This is a genomic window from Psychroserpens sp., assembly GCF_045105015.1.
Taxonomy (GTDB): domain Bacteria; phylum Bacteroidota; class Bacteroidia; order Flavobacteriales; family Flavobacteriaceae; genus Psychroserpens.
In genome coordinates this window covers 1-20793 of record NZ_JBGCCX010000048.1, presented here as the reverse complement: position 1 = coordinate 20793, position 20793 = coordinate 1, and the positions used below count along the sequence as shown (strand labels likewise).

Here is a 20793-nt window from a genome sequence, read left to right as displayed (position 1 = left end):
CTTATCGAAAAATAATCTGCTTTTCATCGGTTTTTTCCTACTTTCATATAATCTAAAATTGTAAACGCCTGTTTTTAAGCAACTTAAAACAATCATGCATTTCATCGATTTTTCATTTGTCAAAAATAATTATCGATGAAATACACATAGAGAATTCATGAAATTTTATGTACATTCGTTTTTAACTGATTTGAATTCAAAAAATGACCAATAACGATATATTTAAAAAATTAAGAGTCGCCCATAAACTACGCGATGATGATATTGTAAAAATTTTAGCTTTAGTAGATTTTAGAATAACCAAAAGTGAATTAAATGCTTTTTTTAGAAGGGAGGACCACCCAAATTATATGGAGTGTGGTGATCAAATTTTAAGAAACTTTCTTAATGGATTAATCATTCACTTGCGTGGTCCAATGCCAAAACCTCAAAAAAAGAAGTCTTAATTTATCATTCTCTCAAAAATTAAAGCCTTAACATTATCTTTAGATATAAGGCAGTAACTTGCATATTGATTAAAACATCAATATGTTAAATACGCGAAATATTATTAAGACCATTCCTAATATTTCTGAAGAAGAAATACAACTACTCAACAAGAAGTACAAACCGCTTTCAGCAAGAGAACGCATTAAACAATTATATATAGATTTTAATGTTTCTGATGTAATGCTGACCAGTTCATTTGCCGCTACCTCAGCGTTTTTACTAAAACTGTTTTCTGATACCAATCAAAAACAAGAAGTTTTCTTTATTGATACAGGTTATCACTTTGAAAGCACCATAAAATACAAAGAGCAACTAACTAAAAAATACGGACTTAAAGTGACTTCTATAAGTGCTTTAAAAGAAGAGCACGAGTTTACAACTAAAGATAAAACTTGGACTAAGAATCCTGATTTTTGTTGTAGTATTAATAAAGTAAACCCACTAAATAGCATTAAAAATAATTATAAAATTTGGGTGTCTGGATTAATGAAATGGCAAAGTGATCATCGCTCTTCGTTAGATATTTTTGAGTTACGTGGAGATATATTAAAATTCTATCCATTACTAGATATTACGAAAGCACAACGAGATGCATTTATAAAAGAACATGACTTACCATTCCATCCTTTGGTGTCAAAAGGTTACAATTCTATTGGTTGTAAACATTGTACTATTCCTGGAGGAGATGACCGAAGTGGTCGTTGGAATAACAATCCTAAAACAGAATGCGGACTACATTTATAAATAAAAAAGGCTCTCAATTTGAGAGCCTTTTTTATTATATAATGAATCGTATTAAGATAATACTTGCTGTACTTTATCAGCAGCTTCCTGAAATTCAGTAGCACTCATAACATCTAGTCCAGAATTATCAATTAATTCTTTTGCGATATCGGCATTAGTTCCTTGAAGACGAACTATAATTGGAACTTCAATATTACCCATGTTTTTGTAGGCATCAATAACTCCTTGAGCTACACGATCACAACGAACAATACCTCCAAAAATGTTAATCAATATTGCCTTAACAGCTGGATCTTTTAAAATAATTTGAAAAGCTGCTTCTACACGAGCTGCATCAGCAGTACCTCCAACGTCTAAGAAATTAGCTGGCTCTCCTCCTGCTTGTTTTATTAAATCCATCGTTGCCATTGCCAATCCTGCTCCATTAACCATACAACCAACATTCCCATCAAGATCAACATAATTTAATCCTAATTCTCCAGCTTCAACTTCAATAGGGTTTTCTTCACGCAAGTCACGTAATGCAGCTAAATCTTTATGTCTGAATAATGCATTATCATCTAAAGACACTTTAGCATCAACTGCCATAATTTTATCATCACTTGTTTTCAATACAGGATTGATTTCAAATAATGAAGAATCCGATTCAGAGTATGCTCTATATAATGAAGTTACAAATTTTGTCATTTCCTTAAACGCAACTCCAGATAATCCTAAATTGAAAGCTACTTTACGCGCTTGAAAAGGAAGTATTCCTGTTGCAGGGTCAATCTCTTCAGTAAAAATTAAATGTGGAGTTTCCTCAGCAACAGTCTCAATATCCATTCCACCTTCAGTAGAATACATAATCATATTACGACCATTTGAACGATTCAATAATACAGACATATAATATTCTTCTGGTTCAGAATCTCCAGGATAGTAAACATCCTCAGCAACTAAAACCTGATGAACACGCTTACCTTCAGCAGATGTTTGAGGCGTCACTAAATCCATTCCAATTATTTCACCAGCTATAGTTTTAACGTCATCTAAGCTTTTAGCTAATTTAACACCTCCACCTTTGCCACGTCCACCTGCGTGAACTTGAGCTTTTATAACATGCCAACCTGTTCCGGTATCTTCAGTTAATTTCTTAGCTGCTGCAACGGCTTCATCAGCATTTTGTGCAACGATACCACGTTGAATACGTACGCCAAAACTGTTTAATAATTCTTTTCCTTGATATTCGTGTAAATTCATTTGGTCTTGAAATTTATTGTTAGTCTTCGAATACGTTATCGAAGTAATTTTTACGACCACAAAAGTAAACATACTTAAGGTTTTTACCAATATTTTTTGAAAGGATTAAGGAGGATTCACTTAATAATATGTAAAGCTTTTATATCTTTGGAATAGCCACAAGTCTTTTAATTATCACATTGAAGGATTATGACAAAACCAACCATTAGCTTTTTAATTGCAGTCTTCCTGTGTTTTAGTAGTTATTCTCAAGACCCTAAAAATATTGAAGTCTTTGTTGATATGCCTTTAGATTCTTGTATCTCTTGGATGCATAATAATTTCAAGAATGTTGAAATCTATCATGAAGTCGGTCTTCAAACTTTGAAAAGAATTAACTCAAATACCCATGATTCAAATGCAATAAAAGTTCATGAAGAACTTTCAATTTGGCATGCCTATAATGGTTTGTTTTCTCCTGATTCGGCAGTTTATCATACTAAAAAAGCACTTGAATTACACAAAAAAAGATCTAATAAAAAGCAGATTGCAGATACCTATGAATTACTTTCCAGGCACTATGTAAAAGCACGACAACTAGATAAATCTCAGGATGTCTTGTTTAAATCAATTTCAATATATGAGGATCTAAAAGATGATGCTGGATTAGGAATGGCTTATCGAACACTTGGTGATTTGTATCGTGTCATGGAAGATTACGAAAAGTCTATTGAATATACCAACAAAGCTATTCCGCTTTTAGATAAAACAAAAAACTATGGTTTACTTGGTATGGCTCACTTTAATTTGATTATTAGTCATGGTAAACTTAATGAGTTTAAAAAAGCATATCTAGCTACTGAGAAATGTTTGAAAATTGTAGAAGAAAAAGTACCCGAAGAGGCTTTTATTCCTGTTAAAGCCTTGTCGTATCGTGGCGAAGTTTATGTAAAAGCACAAAATTATACTAATGCCTTAAAAGATTATATAAAATCTTGGGAATTATGTGTTGAAATTATTGGTGAGGAACGTTGTGCAACTTACAGAACAGAAATCGGACAGGTATATTTACTTCAGAAAGACTATGACGAGGCTTTAGAACATTTATTAGCTGGAGTTCAAGCCTATGAGAAACAAGGTAAAAACACCATCATTCAACAATACCAAAACTTATCAGAATGCTATGCGAATTTGAATGATTTTGAAAAAGCACTTTTATATAAAGATAAAGCCAACAAAAATGCAACAGGTGTTCTCAAAGATAAAATAGTCAACCTAGAATCTGAAATGGTCATCAAATATGAAACGGGAAAAAAAGATGAAGCATTAGCTGCTCAAGACGCACTACTAAAACAAAAAGACAGAGTAAAAACTTTATTTATTACCATTGCTAGTCTACTAGGCGTATTGTTATTTGTAATGGTTTACTTTTTCAATAAAAACAAGAAAAAAACTGCCGTTATTAAAGCAAAAAGTGAGGAGAATGAATTACTTCTAAAAGAGATTCATCATCGGGTTAAAAACAACTTAGAACTTGTAAAAAGTTTAATAGCTTTACAATCTGCAGACCTTGAAGACTCTGTCACTAAAGATGCAATGATAGCTAGTCAGAATCGAGTTCAATCTATGGGAATTATCCATCAAAAATTATATCAAGGCACCAACTTAGGTAGTGTAGATATGAAAGATTATTTCATTAACCTGAGTAGTGGAATTTTAGATACGTTTGATGCAGATGACAAAGTGAAAATTGAATGTGCTATGGATCAATTAGAATTAGATGTTGATACAGCTGTTCCAATAGGTTTGATTGTGAATGAATTACTTACAAATGCTTTAAAGTATGCCTTTCCAGATAATAATACTGGAAGAATTGAAATCTCAATGTCTAAAGTTGATAAAAAAACCATATCTCTAAAAGTAAGTGATAATGGTATTGGGAAATCTGTAAATACTACGTCAAAAGGGACAGGATTTGGAACACAATTAATTAACTTACTTACGCAACAACTGAATGGTATTATGGAAGAAACCTATAACAATGGAACTTCAGTTACTTTTCATTTTAAAACTTAAGTAAATTCTCACTAATCACTTCATTACTAGACAGATTCGTCTGTAAGAATTAATTTACTATCTTTAATGTTCCCTAAAGTCTTTATAATAGCTATTTAAAAGACTTATGACAAAAACACCAACCATACTATTCGTACTTTTTAGTACGTGCTTTTTATATGCTCAAAACTCAAAAAAAGACCAATTAGAATCTCATCTTAATTGGTTAAAAAAACACGTTTCAATTTCAAAAGATTCTACTAATCTAAAGGATACTGCATATCGAGCTATCATGCTTTCAAAAGCACTTAAAAATGATATTACTTTAGCAAAGTCCTATCGCTATTTAGCAGAGTATCACAAGGAATATGCATCTCTAGACTCCTCGCTATACTATTACAAACTTGCTAAAAACATATATATCGATAGTAATAATAATTTTGAGTTAGCAAACACACATTTTGAGTTAAAAAAATATTTCTCAGCAAAAGCCGATTATAATGAAGCGAAAGCAAATATTTATAAAGCTTTAGAACTCTATGAGTCCTTAAATAATAAACAAGGTATAGCACTTTGCTATGCTAATATTGGAGATTTATTGTATTACGAAAACAATTACAACGAAGCCATTCGATATTGTAACAAAGCAATCCCAATTCAAAAAGCAAGTGATGCCAAAAAAGATTTAGCACTAACCTATCAATTTAAAGCTAAAAGTGAGTTATTTACAGGTTTTAATTTGGAAGATGCCTTAGAGTCTATTAATGCTTCTATTGAACTATATAATGAATTAGGAGAAATTGGTATACCAATGATGGCCTCAATAAATTGGCGTGGAAACATCTACAAATACATGGAGCGTTATGATGATGCCATCTTAGATTATGAGAACAACTATGCAAATTCTAAAGCTATGGGATTAGAGCGTTACCTTATTCCATCATTAGGAAATTTAGGCCATGTTAATGTGATGCAAGGAAAATATGAAGAAGCATTACCCTATAATTTAAAAGCCATTGACCTCATAAAAAAAACTGGAAGAACACGTAATTTATGGGAAAACTATATGCATGTTGCAGAAATTTATGAATCCATTGGAGATCATAAAAAAGGGTTGTACTATCATCAATTATATGCTTCAGAACTAGAAGCTTTTAAGGATAATATTATCTTAAGTTTAGAACAGGAGGCACAAGCTAAATATGAAGTTGGAAAAAAGAATGCAACCATTCTATTTCAAGATGAAAAAATTAATCAACAAAAACGCACAAAAATATTATACATCATTCTAACGAGTTTATTAGTCATTATTGTATTCGGATTACTCTATTACTATGTAAAACGTAAAAAACGGAATCAACAATTACTTGCTTTAAATAATGCGTTAGATAAAAAAAATACTCAAAATGAATTATTACTGAAAGAAATACATCATCGCGTAAAAAACAACCTTGAATTAGTAAAGAGTTTAATTGCTTTACAATCTGCACAACTTGAAGATTCTGCAACAAAAGATGCTATGATTGCAAGTCAAAATAGAGTCCAATCGATGGGTATTATTCATCAAAAACTGTATCAAGGAGAGCATCTAGGAAGTATCGATATGAAGGACTATTTCATTAACTTAGGAGATGGTATTCTTGATACTTTTGATGCTGAAAACAAAGTGAGAATTGAATGTGCAATGGATCAACTTGAACTTGATGTAGACACGGCAGTTCCTATAGGACTTATCGTAAATGAACTACTAACAAATGCTTTGAAATATGCGTTTCCAGAAGATAGTAAAGGAAAAATTGAGATTAGTTTGATTCAATCAAATTCAGATACTTTAAAATTAAAAGTTATTGATAATGGTATTGGTAAAACCATAGGTGCTTCTCCAAAAGGAACAGGTTTTGGTTCACAACTTATTAAATTACTCACGCAACAACTCAATGGTAATATGCAAGAACAATATACTAACGGTACTTCTGTATATTTCGAGTTTAAAATTAAATCCGCAGCTTAATGAATAATCCAGTTAAAATATTAATCGTAGAAGATGAAATGGTTATTGGTGCTAATATTTCACTACAACTAACAGCTCTTGGTTATGAAGTTGTTGGAATTGTACCTCGTTCTGAAGAGGCTTTATCTTGTGTAAAACAGGAATGTCCAGACATCATATTAATGGACATCAACCTCAAAGGAGATATTGATGGTATAGAAACCGCGAAACTCATTCAAAACGATCATGATGTGGCCATAATTTATCTCACTGCAAATGCTGATGATGCCAATTTCAATCGTGCTAAAAGTACACATCCTTATGCATTTATTTCCAAACCATTTAAAAAGTTAGACCTCCAACGTGCCATTGAATTAACAATTGAACGATTAATACAAGAATCGACTGAGAGCACGTCTGAAAACAACCCCTCTTCAGAAGATACCAAACCGGTTATTTTAAGTAATTGCATTTTCGTAAGGCACCATGAAAAAATGGTTAAGGTAAATATTCAAGATATCTTATATATTGAAGCCGAACGTAATTATTGTCGCATCTATTCTAAAGACAAAGAATATCTTTTGGTAATGACACTAAAGGATATGGATGAAAAATTACCAAATAATCACTTCCTACGTGTTCATCGGTCTTTTATTGTAAATCTCTCTCAAATACAAGAAATAGCAACCAGTCATATCATTATTGGTAAAAAAGCTATTCCTGTTAGTAAATCACTAAAAGAGGAATTACTAAAGCGTTTACAGACCATATAAATATTAACAGAAAGACATCTTATTATTTCCGATAAGTAAAAACAATCCTTCGGACAAGAATTAGTGTCATTCGTCCTTAACCAGTTTCTTAATTAAATAGTTATCACGTATTTAGACTTGAATTAAAAAATTAATCAACCATTTAAAACTATTATTATGAAAATTTCAAAAAAATTTCACCAACACCTAATCAATATGAGTGACATGAGTAAAACTTTAAAAACAATTTTATGTATCGTATGCTTCATATTTATGCTTCCAACTACAACTCAAGCACAAGAAGAAGATAATGATTTCATGCTCAATTTAACAGAATTCACTGTGAAATTTGGTCAAGATTCCAACTTTACGGATGGCGTAAAAAAATGGAATAAATGCTACAAAGACAATGGTGGAAAAAACACTTGGAACGTTTGGAATCGTCTTCAAGGAGAAGGTAATGTTTATGTGATGGCTTCTAGAATGAACACTTGGGCAGAAATGGATGAGAGCGATCCAGCATCTAGAGCTTGTAGTGGTATAGCATACAGTTCAATAATACCACATATTGAAAGTTCAAGCTTCTCTACAACTAAATTCATGCCTGAAATGAGCAATACCGAAGCCTTAGGAGATAATACTGTAGTTTGGGTTTACAACTTTAAAGTAAAAAACTCTCTAGCATTTAAAGAAGTTGTAAAAGATGTAACAAGTACAGTAAAACAAAAAGAAGGTAATAATAGAGGCTATTGGTATGCAGTAATGGGTGGCGAAGGTGCTGATTATTTTGTCTCTACACCGCTTAAAAACTTTGCAGCATTAGATACTGAAAGAGATAGTGTATGGAAAGTTTATGAAAGTGTACATGGTGCAGCGAAAACGAAAGCTACTAGAGAAAAATTTAGTGCATCTTTAAGTGATGCTTGGGATTATACTTATACATTGAGCAAAGACTTAAGCATGCAATAGGATAAACCCTAAATACATTTCATAACAGGCAGTTTTGATTTTTGTGGAGAGAGTCAAAGTAATAATAAGGATCACATTATGTGTTAACATTTAGTAAGTCAACCAACCTTAATTACAAACTGCCTGTTTTTTTTATTCAATCAAATTACAATCAGTAATAATACAAATGAAAAAAGCAAGTGTCATAGGAGGTTCTGGGTTTATTGACAGTGAAATTATAGCATTGCTGCTTCATCAGCAATTTGACATAAAAGTTTCTACTGAAGATATTTCTAAAAAGGAAAACTATCAGCATCTTATGGAGTTAGAGCATTCTGAACATCTTCATGTCTGCGAAATGACTTTTTCAACCCAATCTGATCTCCAAATGTTTACTAAAGATTGTGACTTTGTAGTCTTCATAAACCCTTCAGATATTAAACTTTAAATAATAATGAATATCAAACCAAATTTTAGTCGAAGTCTTACTGAGAGTCCATTATCTCGATATTTTTCATTTTCAGCATTATATATTGCTCAAGGAATTCCTGAAGGTATTTTATTTTTTGCATTACCAGCTTGGTTGGCAATGAATGGTAAAGATGCTACGGAAATTGCTGCATTTATAGGTATTATTTTAATTCCTTGGAGCTTTAAGTTACTCATCGCACCATTAATGGACAGGTTTACAATTCTATCGATGGGACGAAAACGCCCTTGGGTTATTTTTGGACAATTAGGATTAATACTGAGTTTTTTGAGTATCGGTTTTGTTCCCGATCCACTAAATAATAATTTAGGATTAATGGTTGTTGGATTTATGATTAGCTTTTTTGGAGCATTTCAAGATGTGGCTACTGATGGTATGGCAGTTGATGTTATTCCAGATGATGAAAAAGCTAGAGCTAACGGCTTAATGTGGGGAACAAAAATTATCGGAACATCACTGTCTTTATTAGCCGGAACCGCCTTAATCAATAGTTTGGGCTTCACTTTAGCAATCTCATTATTATCAATAGCTGTTGCTATTATCATGATTGTTCCTATTTATTTTACAGAACGTCCAGGTGAAAAAACTATGCCTTGGACGCAAGGACAAGTTAATTCAGAGTCTGAAGAAAGTCAGTTAAGAAGTTGGTCAGACATCCTTAAAAGTTTATTTAGAGTCACAAAATTACGATCAAGTTTAATCTTCATTGTTATTTCTTTTATTAGTGGTATTCTGTTTGGATTAGTCGATACCCTCTTCCCTATTTTTACTATTCAAGAACTAGGTTGGAGTGATACGTATTTTTCTCAACTTTTTTCAATAATAAATGTCACTGCAGGATTCTTAGGAATGTTTATTGGAGGTTATTTAGTAGATCACTTTGGTAAAATGAAAATGCTTACTATTTATTTAGGCTTAATCACTATAATTATGGCCGCATTCGCATTCACTACAGGGTTTTGGACTAATACCATTTTTATTTGTGGTTTTATCTTTACCTATTATGTACTATACATTTTTTTAAGCATTGCTGTATTTGCTTCAGGAATGCATTTGTGCTGGAAAACAGTTGCAGCTACTCAATTTACACTATACATGGCTGTATCAAATATGGGACGTGCAACAGGTTCTGGTTTATTAGGAACATTACAAGCTAACTTTAGTTGGGACTACGTGTTTTTAATCATTGCTACTACACCTTTAATAATGGGAATTTTAATACAATTCATTAATTTTAAAAAACATAGAGAAGTCGTCGACAAATTCGTAATTTTAAAGCACACATTTGTCGCACCTCATGTGATTGAAGATTAAAGTAAATTACGTATTATGCTCACTCGATTCGGAGAAAAATTTACCGTTTTGTTTCAAAAATATATGCCAGACGCATTTGTTTTTGCTTTAATTCTTACTTTAATAACGGCATTATCAGCTTATATATGGCTGGATGCAACTCCTCTTAAAATTATTCAATCTTGGTACGATGGCTTTTGGTCGCTTCTTGAATTTGGGATGCAAATTGTTTTAATCATTATCACAGGTTTTGCTATAGCTTTATCGCCTATTATAAATAAAAGTATCGATAAGTTAGCAACTTATATAAAAACACCTAAACAAGTTTACTTTTTTGTTACGTTAATTGGTGTATTATTATCTTTTGTGAGCTTTGGATGGATTGTCATTGTTTGTGTCCTAGCACGAGAATTAGCTCTTAGAATAAAAGGTATCAACTACCCTTTCTTGATCGCTTGTGTGTATTTTAGTAATGGTGCATGGGTTTCAGGTTTATCTAGTTCTATTCCTTTGCTTCTAGGCACAAAAGACAATTATCTTATTGAAGCTGGAGTCCTTCAAGATACAATAGCTACCTCATATACATTAGGATCGACATTGAATATCGTAATCATGATTTTATACTTAGTCTTCGCGCCTGTCCTGATGCTCTTAATTATTCCTAAAATTAAAAACTTTAAAGAGCTAAAAGACATGTCTGATGGCAGTGATTCAGAAAGCAAATCTTCAGTTAAAGAAGAAGCCTTGAGTCAAAACTTAGATTACGCTTCAATTTCAGATAAATTAAACAACAGTATTATTCTTCAAGCAATAATTGTTTTAATGGGATTAAGTTATATCGTATATCATTTTTATACCAAAGGATTTGAATTGAATTTCAACATTATGATATTCATCTTTCTCATTATTGGTTTGGCGTTACATAAAACTCCTATGCGATATGTTATAGCCATGAAACGATCAAGTAGTAATGTGTCAGGAATTTTATATCAATATCCATTTTACGCAGGTATTATGGGTATCATGATTTATACAGGTCTTGGAGAAGAATTGTCAAATATGATTGCATCTATAGCTACAAAAGATTCTTATCCATTTTTCTCCTATATTACTGGAGGTTTAATCAATTTTGCGATTCCTTCCGCTGGTGGAGAATTTGCAGTTGTTGGTCCGAGTATAATCAACGCTGTTTCAGAAATTGGTAATGGCTTACCAGCAAATGACGTAACAGCAATGATTGCAAGAGCATCTCTTTCGATAGCGTATGGTGAAAGTTTAACTAATTTATTGCAACCTTTTTTCTTGTTATTAATATTTCCAATTATGGGTAAAGGAATAAAAATTCAAGCGAGAGATATAATGGGTTATTTTGTGATTCCATTTGTTATATTTTTTATAATTCAATCACTATTAATAACTTACATTCCTTTATAGAACAAACACTTCAATCAACCAACAACATAAACATGACATCAAAAGAAAACCATTGGACCAAACTAGAATTACAGATTTACATTTTACTACTTTGTGCAAATGCAGATTCAGAAGAAACGGAACTAGAGATTGAAATGATAAAATCGAAAGTAGATTCTGAAACATTTAATAAGATTTATAAAGAATTTAAAAATGATTCTGAAGATGAACAATTTGAAAAAATAGGTGACACTATTCATCAGCACGAATACAACAATATGGAGCTATCTAAATTTCGTCAAGAAGTCCATGAAATCTTTTTTAGTGATGAAAAATTCATGATGATGGAACAAAACTTAAACCGTATTTTGGATAATATCCTATATTAATAATGATTAAGTTCTTTAGGCATCTTAGACAATCCATGATTATGAAAAATCAAACTGGTAAATATTTAAAATACGCTATTGGCGAAATACTGCTCGTTGTTGTTGGAATCCTTATCGCTGTTCAGATTAATAGTTTTGTGAATTCAAGACAACTTAAAACAGATAATCAAGTATTCCTTAAAAAAATGATAACTGATTTAGAACTCAATAAAAAACGATTGAATCGACTTATGTTTGGAGATAAAAGTACGAGATATATCAGTCTTCAAAAAGCCATTAGGAATGATTCGATTGCTTTAAGAATGACATACAACGGACTTAAAGCCTCTGATTTAGATTACTTTTTAAACAATAATCTAGGTGCAGGTGGTTCTTATTTAAATCTTCATAAAAGCACCTATGAAGAACTCTTGAATACAGGTAAATTATATACACTAGGTTCTGAAGAACTTATTACTGCCATTAAAAATTATAATAAACGTTGTGAACGAGAAGATTTGTATAATAAAGCAAATACGAAAGGTATGAACGATGGTTATTTAAAACTTGAAAAAGGATTGAATAAAATTTCAATGGATTATTACATGGATTCAGAAAATTTCAATATTAATAATTACCCTTGGTATTTTGATAAACAGTCTGAGCTTTATCAAAACATGCAATTAGGGCTTGCCGATATGCATGGCGGACAAGCAAATAATTTTTATAAAATGGGTGAACTTATAAAATACTCAGATTCGTTGATTGTAATTATTAATAAAGAATTAGATAAATAATTATGATAAAACTCTTTCGGAAAATCTGTAAAAACTCAATTAAGAAAAAAATGTCATTCCGACCGAAGTGGAGGAATCTATTTTAATATAGCTGAGATTTCTCGACAAGCTCGAAATGACAAGAATAATTAAGTTGTATAATTTTAAAAAAAAGAATCAAAAGAAATAGATAAACACAATGATAAAACTCTTTAGGCATATTAGACAAAACTTAATTATGGAAAACAAAACCTCTAAATACTTTAAATATGCTATTGGTGAAATACTGTTAGTTGTTATTGGAATTTTAATTGCTGTACAAATCAATTCTTGGAATGAACATAGAAAATCAAAATCTAATGAGATAAAAACATTAACACAACTAAATATAGATCTTAAGTCTAACTACGATGAGATCGTTGAAATGACAGAATTTTTATCTCAACGTAATCAAGATGGTGAAAAAATTCTTAAACATTTAAGCAGCAATAATCAAGTCTCAGATTCTTTAAAATATTGGGTTGAATCTTTTAGTAGCGGAAATATATTCAACAATGCAAATACGACCTATAAAAACCTTGAAAACAGTAATGAGAATTTGATTTCAAATGATTCAATTCGATTAAAAATCACCTTAATATATGAAGGTGATTTTGCAAATATTCATCGTCGTGAGAAAATGGTATATGAAGAATATTTCCCAAACTATAAAAGAGAGTTATTAAAAAATTTCAAGACATCTCCTGTGATGGACAAATGGCTAGAAAACCAAACCTTAGAGGTGAATACACCAATTAATTTAGACGATTTAAAACAAAATGAAGCTTATAAAAATGTAGCTGTAGAGCTCCTTAACTTTAGACTATTACGTTTACGATGGTTAAACCAAACTATTGAACGGCTTGAAGCATTAATTAAAACTATTGATGAAGAAATTGAACATTTAAATCAGTAATTCATGTTAAACCTAAATAGAATCTACGCTTTTAAAATATTTATCGTTCTTGCTTTGCTTTTATTCAATTGCAATAAGAAACAACAACTTCCTGATCCTTTAGAAGCTGGCTGGAATAATCAAATGGTTTGTGAAGTTCTCGAAGACAATGAAAACCTTCGTACACTAAAATGCACTTTCCCTCCTAACGTTGGTCATGAACGCCATTATCACGATACACATTTTGGTTATACTTTAAAAGGTGGTACTTTCAGAATAACGGATACTACAGGAACTAGAGAAGTAACTATCCCAACTGGGTATTCATTTTACAACGAACGTGTCGAGTGGCATGAAGTCTTAAATATTGGAGATAGTACAGCTGTTTTTTTAATTATGGAGCCTAAATAATACAAATGAGTTATTTGTATTACTCACAATTCTTGTTAAAATTATAATTAGCTGACACCAATGTTATACATTTATAATTGTATTCAATATTGATGTTATGAATGGATTTGATATTGTAATGGTTATTGCCATTATTCTTTTTGCAAGGCTAGGCATTCGCTTAGTAACAAACTACATCAAAATGCGAAAAGAATCTGATGACAAAAACGATACGACAGACTAATACGCTACAGACTACAATAAAAAACCAAACCATTCCCATAAAGATCATAAAACCCAAATTCACGTGTTTTCCAAGGTGTATTATTTAATGCAGTATTTTCATGAAACACACCTTTGGTTTTATAGTCTTCGAACAAAGCGTCTGTGTTATCTACATAAATCCTCAACAAAGGCCTATCTATACCATTTTCCCATTCTATTGAATCATGCCACTGTAAATGAATTTCAATTCCGTCACGCCCAACACCTCCATACTTAGGATCATCACCAACATCTTTAAAATACAATTCAAAGCCCAGTTTTTGAGTGTAGTAATTAATAGCTTCAGTTACATTTTTAACAGGAGGCACTGGATGAATTTGTTTAAATACCCTTTCATTTCTTTTTTTATCTTTATAAATGTAACATTTTAATTACAGTGTCATCAAATAGTATATGAAACAATTTCTTTTAATAATAAGCTTACTGCTTACATTTCAAATTGCAGATGCACAAAAATTAAAACGTTCAAAATTGATTAAAAATGATTCGGTGTATTTAGGACTTATCAATCCGTATATAGCTCCAATTGAAATTCGACTATCAGCATTAGATTCTGTAAAATCATATATAAAAGTTAACCCTTATGGCCTACTAAAAGAAGGTGACACATTAAAACAAGCACTAGTCATTCCTTTAAATAAACTTAAGGATACGGCAGTCATAGATTTTAGAAATTATTTAAAATTCAGTGCCAAATTTGGTGATCCAAATGAAGATTACGATACAGGTTTTGAATATGAATTGCCTTTTCAAAAGGAAAAAACATATAGAGTGATTCAATCTTTTGGCGGCAAATTCTCTCATAACAAGACACATTCAAAATATGCGATCGATATAGGCTTACCTGTTGGAGATACGATTACTGCTGCAAGAAGAGGGAAAGTCTATTTTGTAAAAGAAGACTCAAAAGAACACTGCCGAACTCGAAAATGTGTTGATATGGCAAATAAAATTTACATCATTCATGACGATGGAACGATGGCACATTATGTACATTTAGATTTTGAAGGTGCTCTCTAGTAGCTATTGGAGATACTGTTAAAGCAAATCAACCTATTGGCATTTCTGGAATGACTGGGTTTACAACGATACCTCATCTTCATTTTGTATTGTACAAATCGAGAAGTATTTCTATTCCGTTTAAGTTTAGAGGCATTAGACAAAAGAAGCTTAAAACAATGAAGACGATTAGTAATTAATCTTTATTTGTTTAGAAACTAGCACATTGTCATTGACAACCCCTTCAATAAATAAAGTCATGTTGCTGTTTGTGTTTAATACTTTTAAAGAGATATCGCCATTGGCATCCACATTAGCATTTGGCAACCAATCAATAGTACCATATTCTCTAAAAAACTTACTCTCTGTAGATTTATATTTAGGAATATAAAATCGCTTGGGAGCTTCAAATGTTAATGGTATTTTGTATTCAGTAAACACTTTTTGTGGTTCAAATTCAAATCTTTTATTTGGATCTGTATATATTCTAATAACTCCAGCACCTCCTTTAAGACCTTCACCAATACCACCTTTATTTACTTCAATATAATCGACAGTTTTTAAACTAAAATTATTGAGTATATTCAAATCTACCAGGAAAGTATCATCTAAATATATAATAGGTTCATTGGAAGCATTAACAGAAGATCGCACATAAGCAAATATTCTAAACGTTGAATATTCATTAGTGATAGGGTCAACTTGTGGTGTTTCATCGACATTAAATCCTCTAGCACTTATGAATTGACCAAATGTTCTATAATTTCTTCGTTCCGCTTCTCCAAAATCAGTGATTGTGCCTAAGGATCTATTCTTAAGCTTTTCTATTCTTGTGTATTCCTTTTTAACGAGCAACTTAACCTCATCTAAAACTTCAATGTCACCAAACTTAAAATCTCCAACATCATTAATTGCATATTGATTAGCTGTTAACACGCTTTGAGGTTTATACTTGGTGTCAAATGTTTCAATTTTTGAAGGAGAAAATTGCAATACAACATTAGAAGGTCTCAATCCGCTATTTGAATTGATTTCTCCTATTCTCAATTTTTCATCATCTAATGGAAAAAACCCTCGTTTTTCAAACGATTTTTGGTTTTCATCTAAGGTCAGTAATTCTGACTTACTATTAACATTCGGATAGATTAATAAGTTCTTAGACTTACTATTATTTACGTTTATTATGTAGTTAACACCTACTTCAAAATCATAAATAGGTTCAGGTGGAGAATTAAAAATCTTCGTCCAATCATAAGCACTCCAACCTTGAGTGAGGAGTAAATTATCTAATTCATATTTCTTTTTATCTGATATGTCAGTGAAATAATATGACGCTTGTTCTACTGCACTTTTTAAATATGGCTGAAGGTAAATAGCCGAAATAATATTTTGGTGATGCTCGTAGCTCTTTGTTTCAGTAGGCAATACAGAAACACTTAAATTTTGAAGTTTTTGAATGTCAACAGATGGAATTGACAATTTTACATCAATACTATCATTTATCGTTACGGTAGTATTTATTTCAGATTTTAAATCAAATGGAAGTCCGTTGTAATGAAAATAAAGTCGTTCTGCAATTGGTCTATCTTGATCATCAAATAAAGTAAATATATTAACTCCTGGATACAAGTATTTTGAATCGATGGTTGTAACAGATTCTTTAGAGCCATTAAAACTCATCGTAGCTTCGGAGGCATTAGAGCCATTATGAATAACCAGTTTGTAATTTCTATTTCCAAAAAGTTCTAAGCCTTTGTCATTTGTTTTTAAAGCCAAGGCTATACCATTTTGAGCTTTAGTTTCTTTTAACGACAGTATCACTCCTAAATCTTCAGCTTTAGGTATGGTATAGGTTAATGTCTTGTCATCATACAAATACTCAATTTTATAAACGTCTCCTTTAGAAGGATTTAACAAAAACTTACCCATACCAAACTGGTTAAGTTTAACCGAACTTAGTATATCGCCATTAGTGTTTAAAATATTTAAATCTAAATTAGAAATCCCTAAACCCAATTGATTTTTCACAATAACACCAACTACATTTAAAGTTTCAGAAAGTAGATGTCCGCTTTCTGGAAGGACTTGAATATCTAGATCCTTTGATATAGATTCTGATTTATCATCAAGTTTATCATCAGGATTAATAACACTAAATGTTTCTAAAAAATAATTGTGCTCGTGACTGAAATTTCTACTCCAATTGGTATATGCTTTAAGTTTATATTCTCCACTAGAAAAAGTACTATCAATCATAAAATCACCACGAGACAATCCTTGATTCACCATCAAAAATTTTTCGGATTTCACAATATCATTCTCATCTAATATTTGACAATATAAATTACTCGTATTTGTAGATAGCTCTTTAATATCTTTAAGGAAAACATATGCACTAAAACCCATCATTTCACCTGTGATATAAGTAGATTTATTTAAATGCAGATAAATTTGTTCTCGAGATAAATCAGCGTAATCTTCATATGCATCAACTATTTCGCTAGATTCTTGAGTATAAGCAAATCCAAAAACTAGTACTGAAAGAATCAGAATGGTATGTCTCATAATTGATTAGATTTTAAAGGTGTATTCATCCAATAAGTCTTAGCAATCTCTAGATCATTCACCTTGGATTCTGATAAAGGTTTATACCTTAAAATAAATTCTAAATTGTTAGACTTTTGTTTATCCTCAAATATATCCTGTGCAAAAAACTCTCTATATTGAGAAGCCATGATTTTTGGAGACTTTGAGACTTTACGCTTAGTGATATCAAGAATGTTTTTTATTCTAAAATCAAATTTTGCCATATCGGTGTTTTCATCTACTTTTTTGGGTAAACTCCAATCAGCAATAGCAACTTTCACTGTTCTACCATCTATAATTTCAACATCTTCTACTAAGAGTTTTCTTTTTTCATATTTGAATTTAAAATCTTTTCTATCTACCGAAGTCGTGTCTAACTCATTATTAAATTTGACATAAAATGCTTGCTCATAGATATTGAAATCAACACTTTCAGTATCAAAGACAAATTGATCACTAACAACAAATCGATTATTAAAAGTGATATAATTCAAGTACATTAAATCACCTTTAGGCTTGTATTCAATTTCTACTTCAAAAAGTGGATTAGCATTATTCACCTCAAGTACTTGATATTCAAGTTTGTGTATTGCAAAATTATCCTTTGCAACAAAAATCTTACCTGAAGCAAGATGACTACTTCCACCCAAAAAGCTTTTAGCATCAAATCTTATTTCATAAATCACAGTATCATTAAGATATACTTTTCTATAAATCTTGAATATATGATTTTCTAAAAACTTCTCTTTAAAAACATATACAAAAGAAAAACTAAGTTGTTCAAAATTACGAATTGGATTATGCACATTTAAAATTCCAAGTTCGTTTCCACCTTGACCTGATAAGGTTGTGTTTTTTATATATTTTGAACTTCCGTCATAAGCAACCAACAAGGTTGAGTCTCTAGGAAAATCATTATTTTCTTTATAACTGAGTAATGCACTATCATTATAATCATCCATCATAATATCTGTATCGAAACCAGCATCAAATGATTCTATAATAGCCTCATTTAAATTATAATATTGTCCGTTAACCATTTGATAATCTCTGTAATATCCTATTGAAGAATGATTTTCTTTAGGATAGTTAAAAGGAATATTTGCAATTGCTTTTTTTACCAAACCGTAAGCTTCTAGTTCTTTTGTAGCTTTTGTTTTTCCTTTTAATACAACTTGATTTAGTAATTCAATTTTTGGTTTTAAAGTGATGATATTGGTTTTGTAATCTAATAAAGTAACAGCAGGAATAGTTTTTGTTTCAAAACCTAAACATGAAATGATTAAAGTATCTTTCAATCTTTTGAATTGATACGGAATTCTAAAATCTCCATCAACATTAGTAACAACTCCTTTACCATTATTCTTAAATTGAATTGTCGCATAAGGCACTGGATATTTAGTATCTGTTTCAATAATTTTACAGAAAATCTCTTCTACACTTTGGCCTTGAGAAAAACCTAAAGTAGTAATACAAATAATTATTATGGTAGTAATTTTCTGTTTCAAAATACTAAGTTTTATAACAAAGAAAAGCCCTGCTAATCCTTTACTGTTCCTGTAAAATGACTAATTTTTGAATTAATAGGATTTCCAGAAGTTCTTCTAAAAGAAGCGATTTGACCACAATGCCAAATTGCATCTGCTATTGGTCCATTAATTTGATTCCAGAATGGAAACTCGCGCTCGCCGAAAATGATCTTATACTGGGAAATATCTTCACTTTCTCTCAAAATATCAGCAGCTGTTTTTAAGTTTATTAATGCTTGACTTCTTTTGTGCTCATATGTCATTTGAGACTTTTCGACAGATCCGTTAGGCTTATGTAAAGTAGAATTAACAATAATATAAGATAAATCTAAAACATGATCTATAGTATCTTCAGCTGAACGAACATCGTCATTTGGTTTGTATTCTAAATCTTTATCTGATAAGTCTTCTGTAGCCCAATAAAATCGGAATCCTAGTCCATCAATCATTCTAGCTGCAACTGTTCCTGCTGTATAGGTTTCTGAATATTCAGGGATTTCATAATACGGCAGTTTTTGCTTTTCTTCAGTTTGGGCTTGACTAGAAACAGTAAATATCAAAGCCATAATGTATGTGATTTGTTTCATCTTATTTTGGTTCTAAGGTCATGGACATATAATGCAGTCTTTAATCCTTAAGTTTAACATCAGTGTTTATAGTATCTGTACCATATTTATCTATCAAATAAATTAAGGAAGTCATTGAAGCAGCACCTAATTCTAATTCACGTTTATTAACATGTTCGAATGTATCGTTTGCTGCGTGATGGTGATCAAAATAGCGTTGCGAATCAGGACGAAGGCCAGCCAAAACGATATTATCATTTTTGAGCGGTCCAATATCTGCTCCACTATAGCCTTCTTCAAAATAATGAATTAAATAAGGCTTAAACAAAGATCGCCAACTTTGAACTTTAGTTAAAAATGCTTCACTAGACTGGAAACTAAATCCTCTAGGTGTGAAACCACCAGAATCACTTTCTAAAGCAAAAATGTGGTTCTCACCTTTTTGTTTAGCAACTTCAGCATACTTTTTACCACCACGTAATCCATTTTCTTCATTCATAAACAATACTGCTCTGATTGTTCTTTTTGGACGAATCCCACTTTCTTTTAGTAAACGTAGAACATCCATAGATTGAACTACACCAGCACCATCATCGTGTGAACCATCACCTAAATCCCAAGAATCTAGATGACCTCCAACTACAATAATCTCATTAGGATATTCACTTCCAGTTATTTCGCCAATCACATTATAAGATTGAACATCTGGCAGCTTTTTGCAATGTTGACTAAAGTAAAATTTTATGTCTTTATTAAGTGCTAGCATTCCACTTAATAACTCTGCATCATTTGTACTAATCGCTGCAGAAGGAATACGTTGTGAATTTGGTAAATCGCCATAACCCATACTTCCTGTATGAGGATAATCATCTAATCGTAAATTCAGAGAACGAACAATAGTCCCAACAGCTCCATATTTCGCAGCTTCAGCAGCACCTCTGTAACGCTCAGAAGAACAACCGCCA

Annotated in this window: 22 protein-coding genes; 16 read left to right on the top strand and 6 right to left on the bottom strand. The window is 31.3% G+C overall.

The annotated features are described in order from the left end of the window. Positions 1-203 precede the first annotated feature (203 nt). Together AB8B90_RS03805 and AB8B90_RS03800 are read left to right on the top strand one after the other, a co-directional pair. Complete coding sequence (locus tag AB8B90_RS03805) at positions 204-446, top strand: DUF1456 family protein (protein ID WP_405333792.1); 243 nt, start codon at positions 204-206, stop codon at positions 444-446. Between the two features lie 82 nt (positions 447-528). Beyond that, positions 529-1233, top strand: coding sequence for a phosphoadenylyl-sulfate reductase (locus AB8B90_RS03800; RefSeq protein WP_405333790.1), 705 nt, complete (start codon positions 529-531; stop codon positions 1231-1233). Positions 1234-1284: 51 nt separating this feature from the next. Here AB8B90_RS03800 and sucC read toward each other — a convergent pair whose 3' ends face one another. After that, a complete protein-coding gene (gene sucC / locus AB8B90_RS03795; protein ID WP_405333788.1) occupies positions 1285-2475 on the bottom strand; it encodes an ADP-forming succinate--CoA ligase subunit beta in 1191 nt (396 codons plus the stop codon). 189 nt (positions 2476-2664) lie between these two features. On the opposite strand from sucC, the gene AB8B90_RS03790 reads away from it, so the two are divergent. The 12 genes from AB8B90_RS03790 (at position 2665) to AB8B90_RS03735 (ending at position 14107) form a co-directional block, all read left to right on the top strand. Further along, positions 2665-4530: a histidine kinase dimerization/phosphoacceptor domain -containing protein gene (locus AB8B90_RS03790; protein ID WP_405333786.1), complete on the top strand. Its 1866-nt coding sequence runs from the start codon at positions 2665-2667 to the stop codon at positions 4528-4530. A 106-nt stretch (positions 4531-4636) separates the two neighbouring features. Continuing rightward, positions 4637-6520: a histidine kinase dimerization/phosphoacceptor domain -containing protein gene (locus AB8B90_RS03785; RefSeq protein ID WP_405333784.1), complete on the top strand. Its 1884-nt coding sequence runs from the start codon at positions 4637-4639 to the stop codon at positions 6518-6520. Next, the gene (locus AB8B90_RS03780) at positions 6520-7272 is read left to right on the top strand and encodes a LytR/AlgR family response regulator transcription factor (protein ID WP_405333783.1); all 753 of its coding nucleotides are present in this window, start codon (positions 6520-6522) and stop codon (positions 7270-7272) included. The genes AB8B90_RS03785 and AB8B90_RS03780 overlap by 1 nt, the downstream gene beginning before the upstream one ends. Before the next feature lie 156 nt (positions 7273-7428). Beyond that, positions 7429-8220: a hypothetical protein gene (locus AB8B90_RS03775; protein WP_405333781.1), complete on the top strand. Its 792-nt coding sequence runs from the start codon at positions 7429-7431 to the stop codon at positions 8218-8220. Between the two features lie 166 nt (positions 8221-8386). Beyond that, complete coding sequence (locus AB8B90_RS03770; protein WP_405333780.1) at positions 8387-8647, top strand: hypothetical protein; 261 nt, start codon at positions 8387-8389, stop codon at positions 8645-8647. Between the two features lie 6 nt (positions 8648-8653). After that, complete coding sequence (locus AB8B90_RS03765; protein ID WP_405333778.1) at positions 8654-10003, top strand: MFS transporter; 1350 nt, start codon at positions 8654-8656, stop codon at positions 10001-10003. A gap of 15 nt (positions 10004-10018) precedes the next feature. Then, complete coding sequence (locus tag AB8B90_RS03760) at positions 10019-11416, top strand: short-chain fatty acid transporter (RefSeq protein WP_405333776.1); 1398 nt, start codon at positions 10019-10021, stop codon at positions 11414-11416. A gap of 32 nt (positions 11417-11448) precedes the next feature. Next, positions 11449-11784 carry a hypothetical protein gene (locus AB8B90_RS03755; RefSeq protein ID WP_405333774.1) on the top strand — a complete coding sequence of 112 codons (336 nt, stop codon included), beginning with the start codon at positions 11449-11451 and terminating at the stop codon, positions 11782-11784. A gap of 41 nt (positions 11785-11825) precedes the next feature. Next, positions 11826-12560: a hypothetical protein gene (locus tag AB8B90_RS03750; protein WP_405333772.1), complete on the top strand. Its 735-nt coding sequence runs from the start codon at positions 11826-11828 to the stop codon at positions 12558-12560. 217 nt (positions 12561-12777) lie between these two features. Beyond that, positions 12778-13494: a DUF6090 family protein gene (locus AB8B90_RS03745; RefSeq protein WP_405333771.1), complete on the top strand. Its 717-nt coding sequence runs from the start codon at positions 12778-12780 to the stop codon at positions 13492-13494. A gap of 3 nt (positions 13495-13497) precedes the next feature. Next, positions 13498-13884 (top strand): cupin domain-containing protein, encoded by a 387-nt coding sequence (locus tag AB8B90_RS03740; RefSeq protein WP_405333769.1) that lies wholly within the window; start codon positions 13498-13500, stop codon positions 13882-13884. 97 nt (positions 13885-13981) lie between these two features. Further along, positions 13982-14107, top strand: a complete 126-nt coding sequence (locus tag AB8B90_RS03735; RefSeq protein ID WP_405333767.1) for a hypothetical protein — start codon at positions 13982-13984, stop codon at positions 14105-14107. Positions 14108-14111: 4 nt separating this feature from the next. On the opposite strand, the gene AB8B90_RS03730 is transcribed toward AB8B90_RS03735, so the two are convergent. Continuing rightward, positions 14112-14456 carry a VOC family protein gene (locus AB8B90_RS03730; protein WP_405333765.1) on the bottom strand — a complete coding sequence of 115 codons (345 nt, stop codon included), beginning with the start codon at positions 14454-14456 and terminating at the stop codon, positions 14112-14114. A gap of 85 nt (positions 14457-14541) precedes the next feature. Between AB8B90_RS03730 and AB8B90_RS03725 the strand changes: the two genes are divergently transcribed. Both AB8B90_RS03725 and AB8B90_RS03720 read left to right on the top strand, forming a co-directional pair. Further along, positions 14542-15168, top strand: a complete 627-nt coding sequence (locus AB8B90_RS03725; protein ID WP_405333763.1) for a M23 family metallopeptidase — start codon at positions 14542-14544, stop codon at positions 15166-15168. A 5-nt stretch (positions 15169-15173) separates the two neighbouring features. Further along, positions 15174-15347: a M23 family metallopeptidase gene (locus tag AB8B90_RS03720; protein WP_405333872.1), complete on the top strand. Its 174-nt coding sequence runs from the start codon at positions 15174-15176 to the stop codon at positions 15345-15347. On the opposite strand, the gene AB8B90_RS03715 is transcribed toward AB8B90_RS03720, so the two are convergent. The 4 genes from AB8B90_RS03715 to AB8B90_RS03700 form a co-directional block, all read right to left on the bottom strand. Further along, positions 15337-17712 carry a hypothetical protein gene (locus AB8B90_RS03715; protein ID WP_405333761.1) on the bottom strand — a complete coding sequence of 792 codons (2376 nt, stop codon included), beginning with the start codon at positions 17710-17712 and terminating at the stop codon, positions 15337-15339. The two genes, AB8B90_RS03720 and AB8B90_RS03715, sit on opposite strands and share 11 nt — an antisense overlap. Next, positions 17709-19241: a carboxypeptidase-like regulatory domain-containing protein gene (locus tag AB8B90_RS03710; RefSeq protein WP_405333759.1), complete on the bottom strand. Its 1533-nt coding sequence runs from the start codon at positions 19239-19241 to the stop codon at positions 17709-17711. The genes AB8B90_RS03715 and AB8B90_RS03710 overlap by 4 nt, the downstream gene beginning before the upstream one ends. Positions 19242-19273: 32 nt before the next feature. After that, on the bottom strand, positions 19274-19849 hold the full coding sequence (locus AB8B90_RS03705; RefSeq protein ID WP_405333757.1) for a hypothetical protein: 576 nt from the start codon (positions 19847-19849) through the stop codon (positions 19274-19276). A gap of 40 nt (positions 19850-19889) precedes the next feature. Next, positions 19890-20793, bottom strand: a 904-nt coding sequence (locus tag AB8B90_RS03700) for a M20/M25/M40 family metallo-hydrolase (protein WP_405333755.1), incomplete at its 5' end; no start/stop codon positions are given.

Excerpts from the sequence above, each read along its gene's own strand:
- AB8B90_RS03755 (WP_405333774.1), top strand. The coding sequence starts at position 11,449 with ATGACATCAAAAGAAAACCATTGGACCAAACTAGAATTACAGATTTAC.
- AB8B90_RS03785 (WP_405333784.1), top strand. The coding sequence starts at position 4,637 with ATGACAAAAACACCAACCATACTATTCGTACTTTTTAGTACGTGCTTT.
- AB8B90_RS03740 (WP_405333769.1), top strand. The coding sequence starts at position 13,498 with ATGTTAAACCTAAATAGAATCTACGCTTTTAAAATATTTATCGTTCTT.
- AB8B90_RS03800 (WP_405333790.1), top strand. The coding sequence starts at position 529 with ATGTTAAATACGCGAAATATTATTAAGACCATTCCTAATATTTCTGAA.
- AB8B90_RS03790 (WP_405333786.1), top strand. The coding sequence starts at position 2,665 with ATGACAAAACCAACCATTAGCTTTTTAATTGCAGTCTTCCTGTGTTTT.
- AB8B90_RS03760 (WP_405333776.1), top strand. The coding sequence starts at position 10,019 with ATGCTCACTCGATTCGGAGAAAAATTTACCGTTTTGTTTCAAAAATAT.
- AB8B90_RS03750 (WP_405333772.1), top strand. The coding sequence starts at position 11,826 with ATGAAAAATCAAACTGGTAAATATTTAAAATACGCTATTGGCGAAATA.
- AB8B90_RS03705 (WP_405333757.1), bottom strand. The coding sequence starts at position 19,849 with ATGAAACAAATCACATACATTATGGCTTTGATATTTACTGTTTCTAGT.
- AB8B90_RS03735 (WP_405333767.1), top strand. The coding sequence starts at position 13,982 with ATGAATGGATTTGATATTGTAATGGTTATTGCCATTATTCTTTTTGCA.
- AB8B90_RS03765 (WP_405333778.1), top strand. The coding sequence starts at position 8,654 with ATGAATATCAAACCAAATTTTAGTCGAAGTCTTACTGAGAGTCCATTA.
- sucC (WP_405333788.1), bottom strand. The coding sequence starts at position 2,475 with ATGAATTTACACGAATATCAAGGAAAAGAATTATTAAACAGTTTTGGC.
- AB8B90_RS03780 (WP_405333783.1), top strand. The coding sequence starts at position 6,520 with ATGAATAATCCAGTTAAAATATTAATCGTAGAAGATGAAATGGTTATT.
- AB8B90_RS03745 (WP_405333771.1), top strand. The coding sequence starts at position 12,778 with ATGGAAAACAAAACCTCTAAATACTTTAAATATGCTATTGGTGAAATA.
- AB8B90_RS03770 (WP_405333780.1), top strand. The coding sequence starts at position 8,387 with ATGAAAAAAGCAAGTGTCATAGGAGGTTCTGGGTTTATTGACAGTGAA.
- AB8B90_RS03715 (WP_405333761.1), bottom strand. The coding sequence starts at position 17,712 with ATGAGACATACCATTCTGATTCTTTCAGTACTAGTTTTTGGATTTGCT.
- AB8B90_RS03775 (WP_405333781.1), top strand. The coding sequence starts at position 7,429 with ATGAAAATTTCAAAAAAATTTCACCAACACCTAATCAATATGAGTGAC.
- AB8B90_RS03725 (WP_405333763.1), top strand. The coding sequence starts at position 14,542 with ATGAAACAATTTCTTTTAATAATAAGCTTACTGCTTACATTTCAAATT.
- AB8B90_RS03805 (WP_405333792.1), top strand. The coding sequence starts at position 204 with ATGACCAATAACGATATATTTAAAAAATTAAGAGTCGCCCATAAACTA.